This is a genomic window from Holophagales bacterium, from assembly GCA_016699405.1.
In the GTDB taxonomy this organism is placed as follows: Bacteria; Acidobacteriota; Thermoanaerobaculia; order Multivoradales; family JAGPDF01; genus JAAYLR01.
The window spans coordinates 4,732,191-4,745,831 of sequence record CP064972.1 but is presented as its reverse complement, the minus strand read 5'-3'; the positions used below and the strand labels follow the sequence as shown (position 1 = coordinate 4,745,831).

Annotated in this window: 10 protein-coding genes; 8 read left to right on the top strand and 2 right to left on the bottom strand. The window is 71.0% G+C overall.

The genetic code is table 11. The features are described 5' to 3' along the window. Positions 1-12: 12 nt before the first annotated feature. Positions 13-1,587, bottom strand: coding sequence for a hypothetical protein (locus IPJ17_19725; protein QQR73673.1), 1,575 nt, complete (start codon positions 1,585-1,587; stop codon positions 13-15). Positions 1,588-1,677: 90 nt separating this feature from the next. Here IPJ17_19725 and IPJ17_19720 point away from each other — a divergent pair, with 90 nt between their 5' ends. The 7 genes from IPJ17_19720 to IPJ17_19690 all read left to right on the top strand — a co-directional run bounded on the left by IPJ17_19720 (position 1,678) and on the right by IPJ17_19690 (position 11,328). Then, positions 1,678-3,216, top strand: a complete 1,539-nt coding sequence (locus IPJ17_19720) for a zinc carboxypeptidase (protein QQR73672.1) — start codon at positions 1,678-1,680, stop codon at positions 3,214-3,216. A 74-nt stretch (positions 3,217-3,290) separates the two neighbouring features. Continuing rightward, on the top strand, positions 3,291-4,442 hold the full coding sequence (locus IPJ17_19715) for an HD domain-containing protein (protein QQR73671.1): 1,152 nt from the start codon (positions 3,291-3,293) through the stop codon (positions 4,440-4,442). Between the two features lie 92 nt (positions 4,443-4,534). Continuing rightward, entirely contained in the window at positions 4,535-5,722 is a 1,188-nt protein-coding gene (gene mqnC, locus IPJ17_19710; protein QQR73670.1) for a dehypoxanthine futalosine cyclase, read from the top strand. A gap of 49 nt (positions 5,723-5,771) precedes the next feature. Further along, positions 5,772-7,100 carry an AarF/ABC1/UbiB kinase family protein gene (locus IPJ17_19705; GenBank protein QQR73669.1) on the top strand — a complete coding sequence of 443 codons (1,329 nt, stop codon included), beginning with the start codon at positions 5,772-5,774 and terminating at the stop codon, positions 7,098-7,100. A gap of 101 nt (positions 7,101-7,201) precedes the next feature. Then, complete coding sequence (locus IPJ17_19700; protein QQR73668.1) at positions 7,202-7,435, top strand: hypothetical protein; 234 nt, start codon at positions 7,202-7,204, stop codon at positions 7,433-7,435. A 112-nt stretch (positions 7,436-7,547) separates the two neighbouring features. Beyond that, complete coding sequence (locus IPJ17_19695; protein QQR73667.1) at positions 7,548-10,847, top strand: hypothetical protein; 3,300 nt, start codon at positions 7,548-7,550, stop codon at positions 10,845-10,847. A 271-nt stretch (positions 10,848-11,118) separates the two neighbouring features. After that, positions 11,119-11,328: a cold-shock protein gene (locus IPJ17_19690; GenBank protein QQR73666.1), complete on the top strand. Its 210-nt coding sequence runs from the start codon at positions 11,119-11,121 to the stop codon at positions 11,326-11,328. A 99-nt stretch (positions 11,329-11,427) separates the two neighbouring features. Here the strand turns inward: IPJ17_19690 and IPJ17_19685 are convergent, their stop codons facing one another. Beyond that, positions 11,428-12,279: a M23 family metallopeptidase gene (locus tag IPJ17_19685; GenBank protein QQR73665.1), complete on the bottom strand. Its 852-nt coding sequence runs from the start codon at positions 12,277-12,279 to the stop codon at positions 11,428-11,430. A gap of 76 nt (positions 12,280-12,355) precedes the next feature. Between IPJ17_19685 and IPJ17_19680 the strand changes: the two genes are divergently transcribed. Then, entirely contained in the window at positions 12,356-13,636 is a 1,281-nt protein-coding gene (locus tag IPJ17_19680; GenBank protein QQR73664.1) for a DUF362 domain-containing protein, read from the top strand. Positions 13,637-13,641: the final 5 nt, after the last annotated feature.

Genomic DNA, 13,641 nt, shown 5'->3' with positions numbered 1-13,641 from the left:
GGCGAGCTCAGCTCAGGGCTTCGCCACGCCGGCCAGATCGAAGACCAGGTAGTCGCGGTCGCTGAAGGCGATCGTCGCGCCGGGCACGGCGACGAGCTGCCGAGCCAACCGCTCGTAGACCGGTGCCTTCCAGACGCTCACCCAACGTGCGCCGAACTCCTCCCGGATCGCCGTGGCCGGATTCTCGTGGGTCCCCTGGACGATCCGCACGTAGTCGCGGAAGCGCACCGGATCCTTGACGAAGAAGAATGTCGGATCGAGCGCCACGAGCGACTCGAGCTGCGGTGCGTGGTAGAGGAGCGGCGCCGAATCGGCCCACTGCGCGGTGAAGACGCGTTCCTTCTCTTTGCCGGTCTGACCGAGGAAGCGGGCCATGCCGTCCGGAGGGGAGATCTTCCCGGCGGTGGTGTCGGCGGCGATCGAGCGCATGGCGAGCGCGGTGACGAGGACGAAGACCGCCGCGCCGAGCAGGACCGCGAAGCGGCGGGCGAGCGGCCGGGGCGAACGCTCGCTCTGCGCGGCGACGGCGGCAAGGGCGAGCAGCAGGAGCGGTCCGCCGAGCTCGAAGAAGCGCTGCATGACGAGCGTCCCGGCGAGGAGCGCGGCCAGCCCCGGGGCGGCGAACAGCAACACCGCGCGCGAGCGCCGTGCCGCGGGCTCGACGAGCAGAGCGGCAACCAGCGCCGCGGTGAGGAGGAAGACGGGCCATTGATTGCGCAGCAGCGCGGCCGACGGCGGCAACAGCTCGGCACCGAGCTGCGAACGCAGGGCCTCGTCGCCGCCGGCCGACTGGAAGACGACGACGACGTTCTGGATCCAGGCGAGGCGGAAGTTGGCCGGGAAGTTCGGATGCAGGAGCTGCCCGGCGAGCCAGCCGGCGGTCGTCGCGAGCCATGGCCTCCACGTGGCCAGTCGCCGTGGCGGGGCCCCGTCGCGCCAGGCGAGCAGGCAGGCGACGAGCGCCAACGGCACGGCAATCCAGCCGCCCGTGTGAACGAGGCCGAAGAGCGCGGCGAGGACGGCGAGAGCCCACCAGGGTGTCGCCGTCGCCAGGGCGGCCAATGTCACCACGGTGAAGGCGATGAGCCAGATGTGCGGCCGGAGCATCTCGCTGCGGCCGAGCAACTGGGTGCCGAGCCCCGGCAGAGCGGCGAGCCAGAGCCAGGCACGGGGTGCGGCGAGCCGCACGAGGGCGAAGGCCATCGCCGCCACGAGCGCCGCCTGGCCGAGCAGGACGCCGGCAGCGGCAGCACGGGTGAGCGGCCAGGAGGCGAACGGAGCGAGCAGCAGGTGGAAGAGCGGTTCTTTGTCGGCGAATGCGTCGGCGAAGATCGAGAACGGGGTCCACGGGAAGCGGTGGAGCGGGAAGCTGCGGGCCAGAACGAGGTGGTAGTACTCGTCGTAGGACCAGGGTTGCGGCGCCCCGAGCCGGAGCGTGGCCAGCCAGGCGAAGACCGCGATCGCGGTCCCGCCGAGCGAGAGCGCCGGCGCGAACCTTCCCCCGCCGGGCGGCGCGATGGGTGCGGATTCCGGCGTCGCCGGTGCCGGCGGAGCGATTCCTCGTCGAGCTCGCTTCGTGGAAGCCATGGTTGCGGATCCTACCGCCGCCCGGACGGTCGGTCGCGCCCACCCGATAGGGCAGGACGGAGGAAGGGGCAGAGGCCTACACTTTTCGCCATGCGTCGATTGCACCGGTTTCTTCTGGGCTCTGCCCTGGCCCTGCTCTCTCTGTCCGGCACCGGCGCGGCGGAGGATCGGCCGCGCTACTTGCGGGTTCACGGCGTGGAGCGGTCGGGTCTCGCCGCGCTCGCTCGGCTCGCCGATGTCGATGGCGTCGACGACGACGGCACGGTCCGCGTCTACACCACGCCAGAAGGCGTTGCCAAGCTGCTCGCTGCCGGATACGTCGTCGAGGAGCTGCCCGATCCCGGGATCAACCCGGACCCGGGCACGCGCGCCGACGGCCGGGTCGGCGAGGCCTGGGACACCTATCCCTCCTGGTCCGGCTACGTGGCGATGATGAATCAGTTCGAGACCGACTGTGGCACGACCTACCCGGACATCTGCCATCTCGTCGACCTCGGACCGAGCGCCAACACCTCGCGCCCTCACCGGCTCTACGCGATCCGCATCAGCGACAACCCGTCGCTCGACGAAGACGAGCCGGAGGTGCTGCTCACCTCGTCGATCCACGGCGACGAAACCGTGGGGGCGATGCTGCTGCTGCACCTGATCGACGAGCTGTTGCGCAACTACGACCCCGCCTCGGTCGACCCGGTCAAGCAGGAGATCACGGCGCTGGTCAACGGCGTCGAAATCTGGATCAACCCGTTCGCCAACCCGGACGGTACGTACTACACCTCCGATGCGAGCGTCAGCGGGGCGATTCGTTTCGCGACCAATGCCAACGGGACGAGCTCGGGGGTCGACATGAACCGGAATTTCCCGGACGTCGTCGACGGGCTGCATCCCGACGGCTACGCCTGGCGGCTCGAGACGCAGACGATGATGGCGTTCGCCAGCGCTCGGCATTTCAACCTGTCGACGAATTTCCACGGCGGTGCCGAGGTGGTCAACTACCCGTGGGACGTCTGGTGTTCGCCGCACGTCCATCCCGACGACGACTGGTGGCGGGTGGTCGCCCGCGACTACGCCACGCACGCGCAGGCGAACCCGCCCTACGCCGGCTACATGAACGACCTCGACAACGGCATCACCGAGGGCTGCGACTGGTACGTGGTCAACGGCGGCCGGCAGGACTACATGAACTACTGGCAGTACGGTCGCGAGATGACGATCGAGGTGTCGGGGACGAAGAACCCGGCCGGGTCGACCCTGCCCGGCTTCTGGACCGCCAACCGGCAGGCGCTGCTCGACCTGCTCAAGCAGCCGCTCGCCGGCGTCCGCGGACTGGTCCGCAGCAACCCCTCGCTCGCGCCGCTCGCCGGCCACGTCGAGGTCGTCGGTCGGGACAAGGAGCACACGCAGGTCGGCACCGACCCGGCCGTCGGCGACTACCACCGGGCGCTCCTGCCCGGCACCTACACGCTGCGCTTCTACGCTGCCGGGCATCAGACGCTGACCGTCCCGGGCGTGGTCGTCGCCTCGGGACCGGCGACGCGGCTCGACGTCGCCCTCGAGCCGGTGGTGGGAGAGCTCTTCGCCGACGGCTTCGACTTCGGCGGAGCGGTCGGCTGGACGCTGTCGTTCCCTTGACGGCGCCGCGGCGCGGCGATCCCGTCTCGCCGTCGCTCTTGCTCTGGCCCCGGCGACGACGCTAGCGTCCCGCCATGGACGGCGTCAGCTTCCGCTTCGACTCGCTCGCGGCGATCGACCTGCCGGGCACGGTGGCCGAACGGCTCTCGCGTCTCCATCAGGCGCTGCGGCGCCAGGTGCCTGCCGTCGACCGCGTGGCCGTGGCGCTCGTCGAGTCCGACGCCGGGTCGATCCGCACCTTCGTGGCGAGCGATCTGACCGGCCCGCCGCTCGCCCACTACCAGGCCAGCGCCGACAGCGCTCCCGGGCTTCTCCAGTTGCTCGAGCTCGGCCGCCCGCGGCTGGTGCGCGACCTGGCGATCTTCGAGCGCGGCGAGCACGAGCACACGCGCTGGGTGCGCGAGCGCGGTTTCCGTTCGAGCTACACCTGTCCCCGGCCCCTGCGCGGCGGGAGGACCTGTCTCGTCTTCTTCAACTCGCTGCGTGTCGATCCGTTCGACGAGGCGGCGCTCGACACGCTCGACCTGTTCGCCCGCCTCGCGGCGATCCTGGTTGCCGAGGAGATCGAAACCGCACGCACCCTGCTCGCCGCGCTTCGCTCGGCGCATCAGATGGTGCACCGCCGTGACCCGGAGACCGGCTTCCATCTCGAGCGGATGGCGCGCTACGTGCGGCTCATCGGCGTCGAGCTCGGGCGGAGTGGGCGCTACCCGGAGCTCGACGACGCGACCCTCGCGCGGCTCTTCGCGCTCGCGCCGTTGCACGACCTCGGCAAGCTCGCGATTCCCGACGGTCTGCTGCAGAAGCCGGACCGGCTGACCCCCGAGGAGTACGAAGTCGTCAAGGCCCACACGCTGCTCGGCCGCCAGCTCATCGACACGATCGTCGAGCACTACGGCCTCGGCGGCCTGGAGGGCGTCGGGATGCTGCGCCAGATCGCCACCCACCACCACGAGACGCTCGACGGCCTGGGCTATCCCGACGGCCTCGTCGGCGAGCGCATCCCGCTCGCCGCGCGGATCGTCGCCGTGGCGGACATCTTCGACGCGCTCACCAGTCACCGCCCCTACAAGCCCGCCTGGACCAACGACGAGGCGTTCGAGGCGCTCGCCCGCATGGCCGGCGAGAAGCTCGACGCCGACTGCGTCGCGGCGCTCGTCGCCAACCGCAGCGAGGTCGAGCGGATTCAGCAGGAGTACGCCGACCGGGAGGCCGAGGCAGGGTGACGCCGAGGGCAGGAGAGAGGCACCTTCGACGACTCTCGCGCTCGGCATTGCCGACGCGGTGACATCCAGTGCCGCTGATAAGCTCCGCGGCCATGAACGACTACGCTCCCTCCCACCGGCGTGCGCCGGAGATTCTCGAAGACGTCGCCGCCGGGGTGCGGATCTCGGCGGGGGACGCGCATCGCCTGCTCCTCGACGGCGAGCTGCTCGAGCTCGGCGTCGCGGCGCAAGCGGTGCGCGAGCGCAAGAACGGGGCGGCGGTGGCGAGCTACAACATCGACCGCAACATCAACTACACCAACGTCTGCGTCTACAAGTGCCGCTTCTGCGCCTTCTACCGGGCGCCCGGAGATCCCGAGGGCTACCTGATTCCCTTCGAGGAGATCGGCCGGAAGATCGAGGAGACGCTGGCGCTGCGCGGCACCGGGGTGCTGCTCCAGGGCGGTGTTCACCCCGACCTGGGAATCGACTACTACGTCGACCTGCTCACCTTCATGCGCGAGAGCTATCCGACGATCCACCGCCATGCCTTCTCGCCGCCCGAGATCAAGTTCGTGGCGAAGAAGGAGCGGATGAGCTTCTACGACGTGATCGCCCGCCTCAAGGACGCGGGGCTCATGTCGATCCCGGGCGGCGGCGCCGAGATCCTCTCCGACCGCATCCGCAAGGAAGTGCTGGCCTATCCCAAGGCTTCGCCCGAAGAGTGGATCGACGTCATGCGGCAGGCGCATCGCAACGGCCTGCAGACGACGGCGACGATGATGTTCGGCATGGGCGAGGACCTCGCGGCGCGCGTCGAGCATCTGCAGCGGGTGCGCGACTTGCAGGACGAGACCGGCGGCTTCACCGCCTTCATCGCCTGGACCTTCCAGCACGAGCACACCGACATGCCCGAGTTGCCGGAGACCTACGCCCACGAGTACCTCAAGACGCTCGCCGTGGCGCGGCTCTTCCTCGACAACGTCCAGCATCTGCAGGCGAGCTGGGTGACGCAAGGCAAGAAGATCGGCCAGCTCGGCCTCGCCTTCGGCGCCGACGACATGGGCTCGATCATGATCGAAGAGAACGTCGTCGCCGCCGCCGGGGCGCACTACAAGATGAGTCAGGACGAGATGGAGCACCTGATCCGCGCCGCCGGCTACGAGCCGAAACAGCGCACCAACCTCTACGAGCGCTTCGTCACGCCAGCGGAGACCGAAGAGCTGGCGCGGCGGTATCGCCACGCCTTGACCGCCGAGAAGCGTGAGCTCGCCGGCGGCCTGCTCCCGGTCGTCGCCTGAGCGGGCGACGCGGCGGGGTGCGGCGGGAGCGGGGCTGGCGAGGCTTGCGATGAGCGATCGCGGTCTGCTCGCCTCGCCGGTGGCCCGCCTGCTCAAGCTCGGCGGCTTGGTGGGACGCGTCGGGGCCTCGTTCGCGGCGCGCGAGCTCGCCGGGCTCGGCGGCCCGGCGGCCGAGCGTGAGGCGCGGCGACGCGAAACGCTGGCGCGCAACGCCGCGCGCATCGTCGAGACCCTCGGCGAGCTCAAGGGCGCAGCGATGAAAGTCGGGCAGATGCTCTCGTTGCACGAAGGGCTGCTGCCGCCCGAGGTCTCGAACGCGCTGCGCACCCTGCAACGCAAGGCGCCGCCGATCCCATTCGAGGTCGTCGGCTACGAGCTCGACACCGCGTTGCCCGGCTGGCGCGATCGCTTCGCCGAGCTCGAGCCGACCGCTTTCGCCGCGGCGTCGATCGGGCAGGTGCACCGCGGGCGGCTGCGCGACGGACGACGGGTGGCGGTGAAGGTCCAGTACCCGCTGATCGACCAGGTGCTCGAGGCGGATCTGGACAATCTCAAGCTGCTGCTCGAGACGCTCTTCGCCCTGCTCTCCTCGGCGGATTTCGAGCCGATCTGGCAGGAGGTGCGCGATCGCCTGCGCGAGGAGGTCGACTACCGTCGCGAGGCGGCGACGCTGCGCCGGATGGCGGAGTTGCACGCCCCGTGTCGCGAGATCGTCGTCCCGCGGCTCGTCGACGAGGAGAGCGCGCGCAACGTGCTCACCACCGAGCTCGAAGAGGGTCTGTCGCCGGAAGAGGCCTGCGGCGAGGGCGTCGATCGCGCGTTGCGCGACCGCTGGGGGCTCGCCCTCTTCGACTTCACGATGCGCGGGCTCTTCACCCACCGCCTGCTGCACGCCGATCCCAACCTCGCCAACTTCTCGTTCCGGGCGGACGGCCGCGTCGTCGTCTTCGACTTCGGGTGCGTCAAGGAGGTCCCGCCGTCGATCGCCGCCGGTTACGCCGAGATCGCGCGACTCGGCGTGGCCGGCGAGGCGGGCGAGATCGCCGAGGTGCTGCGGCGGCTCGGCGTCGCCAAGGGCGACGGGCGGGCTCTTCCGGTGCAGGTTCTCGAGCCCTACGTGGCGCTGGTGGGCGAGATGTTCCGCGCCGCGCCGCCCTACCGTTTCGGCGAGGACGAGGACGTCTACCGGCGGCTCGCCGAGCTCGGCGCGCAGAGCATGGGCGAGGCCAGCGATCTGACGATTCCGCGCGACATCGTCTTCATCGACCGGACGATCGGCGGGCTCTTCGGCAACCTCGTCCGCCTGCGTGCCGAAGGGCCGTGGCGGGAGCGTCTGCTCGCCGCCGCGGCGACGGCGCCGCCCTTGCTCCGCGGCTGATCCGGCGGCCCCGTCCGGGGGCGTTGGTCTCCCCTCGGCTCCTCTTCCAACGCACCGCCAACGCGCCTCGGCGATCCTCGGAGCGTCCGAGGAGACGTGCCATGGGCACCGAGTGCCGAAACGAGAGCGAGTACCGGTTCTTCCTCCTGCGATTGTGGAGCGAGGGCGACGGCGCGACCGCCGTCTGGCGCTGCAGCCTGGAGGATCCCGCCACGAGGGCACGGCGCGGCTTCGACGGGATCGAAACGCTCGGCAGCTACCTCGCTGCGCTCTGCCGGGGCGACGAGGGCGGATCCGGGTCTCGTCCGCCATCGGAGCCGGGGGGCACGGACTGAGGGCGCAGGGCGGGGGATATCATCGAGCGCGAGCCGCACGCGTCGGCTGCCATCCGGGGGCGCGGGTCGTCGGATCCCGGGCCGATCGCGGCGGCGTGGCGGTGCGAACGGCATGTCCTCCCCTCGACTGAAGCTGCGCTTTCTCGGCGCCTGCGACATCGCGAGTCGGCGTGGGCCGGTCCATCTCGAATCGAGCAAGACGACGGCCCTGCTCGCCGTGCTCGCTCTGTCGCCGGGCCCGCAAGCGCGGGCCCGGCTGATGGGCCTCCTGTGGCCCGAGCTAGGGGAGGAGCGGGCCTCCGGCAACCTCCGGCGGGCGGTCTGGGACCTGCGACGCAAGCTCGGAGACGGGGGGGAGCCACCCCTGCGTGCCTCGCGGCTCGAGCTCGAGCTGGTACACGACGGGGCGATCGACCTCGACGTCGCGAGGTTCGAGTGGGCGGCACGGCGCCTGCGCGGTGCCGCCCGCGAGCGCGACGCCGAGCTCTCGGGACAGGAGCTCGGCGACGTCGAAGAGGCCGTCGAGCTCTATCGCGGCGATCTGCTCGCCGGCCTGGCGGTCCCCGACGCGCTCGAGTTCGAGGAGTGGCTGGCCGGAGAGCGGGAGCGCCTGCGCCGGGCCGCCGAGCAGGCGCTGACTCGGCTCGTCACCGTCCGCCGGGCCCACGGCGATCTCGGCGCCGCGATCGCCCACGCCCGGCGGCTGCTGGCCCTCGATCCCTGGCGCGAGGAGGTCCACCGCTCGATCATGGAGCTGCTCCTGGCGACCGGTGAGCCGGCTGCCGCCCTGGCGCAGTTCGAGTCCTGCCGCCGCCTGCTCGCCGAGCAGCTCCAGGCGGCGCCGAGCGCCGAGACCGTTCGCCTGGCCGACAGCATCCGGCGAAGCTCCCCGGCGGCTCTCGTCGAGCACCAGACCGGCTCGTCGGCGCGCCTGTCCCTGCCGCCGATGCACAACCTGCCCGTTCCGAGCACGCCGTTCGTCGGTCGCGAGAGCGAGCTGGCGCTCGTCCTTGCCGAGCTCGATCGCTCCGCCTGTCGCCTGCTGTCGCTCGTCGGCCCGGGGGGAATCGGCAAGACCCGTCTGGCGCTGCGCCTCGGCCAGGCGATGATCGCGGTCCGCGACCGGCCTTCGCCCTTCCCCGATGGGGTGCTCTTCGTCGGCCCGCGGGAGAGCGGCGGGCGCGGCGCGTTGGCCATGGCGCTCGCCGAGGCGCTCGGCGTCGCGCCGCGCGAAGCGCTGGAGGGCGCCGGCGACCTCGAGGCGACGCTGCTCGCGGCGTTGCGCGGACGGCGCGTGCTGTTGCTGCTCGATGGCCTCGAGCACCGGCGCGAGGAGGCCGGCTGGCTCAGCACCCTTTTGGCGCTCGCGCCCGAGGTCAAGATCGTCGCCACGACACGCGAGCGACTCCAGTTGCCTGAGGAGTGGGTCTGCGAGCTGCGTGGGCTCGATCTGCCGCGCGACCGCCGGGTCGAGCCGGCGGCGGAGGGCGCCGGAGGGGAGCGAGACGAGTCCGCGGCGGTTCAGCTCTTCGTGCAGACGGCGCGCCGCGCCCGCTTGGGCTGGCGGCCGGAGGCTGCCGACGTGCCGCTCATCGGCGAAATCTGCCGGCGGCTCGAAGGCCTGCCGCTCGGCATCGAGCTCGCCGCCGGCTGGGTCGGCGCGCTTTCGGTGGGAGAGATCGCCAGCGAGATTGCCCGCGATGTCGCCGGGCTCGACCCGCCGCTCGAGGGAGAGGGGCGACCGCGTCGAGGCCTGCGAAGCGTCTTCGAGTCGTCGTGGGCGCGCCTTTCGGCTGACGAGCGCGGGGCGTTGGCGGCCCTCTCGTGCTTCGTCGGCGGGTTCACCCGTTCCGCGGCCGAGCAGGTGGCGGGAGCGCGACTGGCGACGCTCCGCGCGCTCGTCGACCGCTCGTTGCTGCGCTACGACCCGGCCGGTCGCTACGGCCTGCACGAGGTCCTGCGACACTTCGCCGCCGAGCGGTTGGCCGGCAGTCCGGCGACGCGGGAGGCGATCGCGGAGCGGCATGCGGGCTGGTTTGCCGATCGCCTGGCGGAGATCGTCCCGCGCCCGGCCTTCGGCGCCTCCCGGGCCGTGTTGGGCGAGATCGCCGCAGAGCTCGAAAACGTCCGGGCAGCGTGGGGATGGGGGATCGGTGCCGGTCGATTCGCCATCGTCGCCGGCGGCCTCGATGCGGTGGCGGCGTTCGCCTCGTCGAGCGGCTGGCTGGGCGCCGGCGAAGAGATGCTGTCCGCCGCGCTCGATGCCCTCCCGCCGCGTGCGGGTGGCCCGGCCGACCTCGCACACCAGCTCCTTGCCGGGAGGCTCCGGGCGGCCCGCGGGGCGCTGCGCAATCGTGCCGGCGACACGCGTCATGCGCGTGCCGACCTGGTCGTCGGTCGGCGGGCGCTGCGTCGCGCCGGGGCCCGGCCTGCGGCGGCCGCCGCCCTGTTCCATCTGGGGGAGTGCGACTACCTCGAGGGGCGATATCGGAAGAGCTTCCTCCGGCTTTCGGCGGCGCTCGCCGAGATCCGCGACGGCGGCTCGCTCGAGCTCGAAGCCGACGTCCTCGGGCGGATCGGTCGGGTGGCGCTCGAGCTCGGTCGCCACGGCGAGGCCGAAGCGGCGTTCGGCGAGAGCCTGGTCTCGGCCCGCCGCGCCGGGGTCGAGAATGCCGAGCTCTTCGCGCTCAACCAGCTCGGCTACGTGGCCTACTTCGAGCGACGTCCGGCCGACGCGGAGACGCGTTTCGTCGAGGCGCTGGCGCGGGCGCGCGAGATCGGCGACCGGGCTGCGGCCGGCTCGGCCTCGACGGGCCTCGCCTATGTGGCCGAAGACGCCGGAGAGTTCGCCCGGGCGCGTCAGGCCTACGAGACGAGTGTGCAACTCGCGCGCGAGATCGGCGACCGCCGGGGCGAAGCCTACGGGCTGATGCTGATCGGCGAGTGCGAGCGCCGGCAGCGGGCCTGGCGCGAAGCGCGGGAGTACTACGGGCGGGCCCGCGAGATCGCGGCCGCGATCGGCAGTCAGTACCTTCTCGGTCTGCTCGCTGGCAACCTCGCCTACCTCGCCGCCGCAACGGGCGAGACCGCCGAGGCGAGACGACGGATCGCCGAGACCCTGGCGATCTACCGCGCCACTGGCGCGTCGAGCGTCGGCCTCCCGGCGTTCGTGGCCGCGGCGGAGGTGGAGATCGATGCCGGGCGCGTCGGCAACGGCCTGAGGCTTCTCGGTGCGGTGCTGCGGCATCCGGCGAATCGGCAGGATCACCAGCTCGAGGTCGATCGGGTGCTCGCCACGGTCCGCGACCGTCTGGCCGCCTCCGAGGTCGACGCGGGCCTCGCCGCCGGGGGGCAGCGGACCTGGGAGGAGGCGCTCCTGGAGCTCGCGTCCTGGTTCGATTCGGCCCCTTGAGTCCAGGGGCTGGACTTTTCTCGGAAACTCGGTAGGATGTGCGTGCGCTTTCGCGTGGCCACGCCACGCGCAGTTACCGGGGAGACCAGGGGCTGGTGCGATGTCTGCGCCGGCCTTTGTTGCGAACGGGGAGTTGCGTGAGTCGGCGGCGGGTGCCGCAGGCCGCGGAAAGCCAGCCCATCGTGAGGGTTTCGATCACGAAGAACTCGTAGTCGGTGAGCACGGCCAGGTCCGGACTCCGATTACGCCAGAACAATGGAGCAGGACAGCTATGCGCACCACCGGTATCGTCAAGTGGTTCAACAACGAGAAGGGCTTCGGCTTCATCACCCCGGAGGGCGGGCAGAAGGATTGCTTCGTCCACCACTCGGCCATTCGCGCCGAGGGCTTCAAGAGCCTCACCGAAGGTGAGCGCGTCGAGTTCGACATCGTCCAGGGCCAGAAGGGCCCGGCGGCTGAGAACGTCGTCAAGCTCGGGTAAGTCGAAGCCGGACTCTCGAGTCCGGGCCTAGACCGAGGCCGGTACGCCGTGAGGCGACCGGCCTCGTTTCTTTTCCGGGCGACCGGGATCGTCCGGGAGTCAGTCGCCGGCGAGGTCCGGAATCGCGGCCGGCGGCCCGAGCAGCAGTGCCGGGTCGACGCGCGCCCCCCGCCAGCGGACGGCGAAGTGCAGGTGTGGTCCGGTGACCCGCCCGGTCGCGCCGACCTCGCCGATCGGCTGGCCCCGGGCGACTTCGTCGCCGGCCTTCACGCGCAGGCGCGAGAGGTGGAAGGCCATCGAGATCAGTCCGTCGCCGTGGTCGAGAAACAGGGCGTTGCCGGCGAAGAACTGCGGCTCGGCGAGCACCACACGACCGTCCGCGGGAGCCAGCACCACCGTGCCTGGCGTCGCGGCGAAATCGGCGCCGCCATGGGGGCTGCGCGGCTCGCCGTTGAAGACCCTCCGGGCGCCGAAGCGCCCACCCGCGGGGAGCTTCTCGAGCGGAGCTCCGAGCGGCAGCGAGAACCGGCCGGGGGTGCGCAACGCGAAGGCGCGTCCGGCGCGTTCCTGGTCGCGGCGGATCCGCTCGAGCTCGGCCTTCGACGGAGCGACGTACTTGTCGTCGACGCCTTCGATCGACTGGGTCGGGTACGGGTAGTCGTCGACCCGGACATCGCGCCGCTCCCAGGTCGCTCCGTGGCGCCGGGCGAGCCCGACCGTCCCGTCGGCGGCGAGGTCGATCGGGAAATAGCAGGTGCCGGCAAGAGGAGCGAACCGACGCCCCTGTTGCTCGCACTCGTCGGCGCCGCTCCAGCGCAGGATGCCGCCCGGCACGACGTGCGAGAGTCGCGTGGCCGGCTCGGTTCGACCCGCTCCGAGCGCGGGTGCGGCAAGCGACAGGAGGGCGACGAGAGATCCGCCGACGAGCTGTCGATCTGCCAAGCTCACCACCCCAGTCTAACCTTCCCGCTCCGAGAGCCTTGATAGGCTGCGGCCTCCGGAGCCCGAGATCCGTCGAAGGAGCCCCATGTCGAAGAGCCGAGTCGCCGTCGTCCGCACCGCGCCCGCCTCCGTGCTCGCGGATGTTCACCGGGTGATGAGCCTCGCCGGGTACCAGGAGGTGCTCGACAAGCGCGCCGACACCGCGCTCAAGGTCAACATCTCGTGGCACTTCTTCTACCCGGCCGCCTCCACGACGCCCTGGCAGCTCGACGGGGTGATCCGCACCCTCGAGAAGGACGGCTTCGACCCCGCGCTGATCCATGCCTGCCACAACCGGACCGTGGTGATCGACGCGCGGCTCGGCGAACGGGAAAACAAGCAGGTCCAGGTGGTCGAGGCGCACGGCTTGCGCAACGTCCACCTCTACGAGGAGGGAGAGGAGTGGATCCACGTGCGCGATGCCGTGGGCGACCTCGCCGATCGCTTCCTCTGCCTCAACGACGTCTACCCGGACGGGTTCATGATCCCCAAGCGCTTCATCGGCGAGAACATCATCCACTTGCCGACGGTCAAGACCCACGTCTTCACCACGACCACGGGCGCGATGAAAAACGCCTTCGGCGGCCTGCTCAACGAGCGCCGACACTGGACGCACCCGGTGATCCACGAGACGCTCGTCGACCTGCTGATGATCCAGCAGAAGATCCATCGCGGCGTCTTCGCGGTCATGGACGGGACCTTCGCCGGTGACGGTCCGGGTCCGCGCTGCATGGTGCCGCACGTCAAGAACGTCATGCTGGCCTCGGCCGACCAGGTGGCGATCGACGCGGTCGCGGCGAAGCTCATGGGCATCGACCCGTTGTCGATCAAGTTCATCCGACTGGCCCACGAACGGGGCCTCGGCTGCGGCGATCCGCGGGAGATCGAGATCGTCGGCGACCTCGACGCGGCGGCCGAGAACTGGCACTTCGTCGGGCCCTTCAAGAAGATGACCTTCGCCTCGCGCATGCAGCACCAGATCTACTGGGGGCCGCTGAAGAAGCCGATCGAGTGGTCGCTCAAGACGGTGCTCGCCCCCTGGGCCTACCTGGCGAGCGTGCTCTACCACGACAGCTTCTGGTACCCGGTGATCGCCAAGGCGAAGATGAAGCTCTGTCTGGCCAGTCCCTGGGGAAGGCTCTTCCGCGGTTGGGAGAGCGCCCGTCCGGACGAGCGCGGCTTCCCGTCGGTGGGAGAGACGCCGGCCGAGCTCAAGCGGACGGGGCTCGCGGCGTTCTGGACCTCGCTCGGAATCCTCTGGACCTGCATCCGCGAGGCGCCCGAGTTTGCCGCCCGACGCCGCCGGGCCGTGGCGCGGAAGGCCTGAATCGG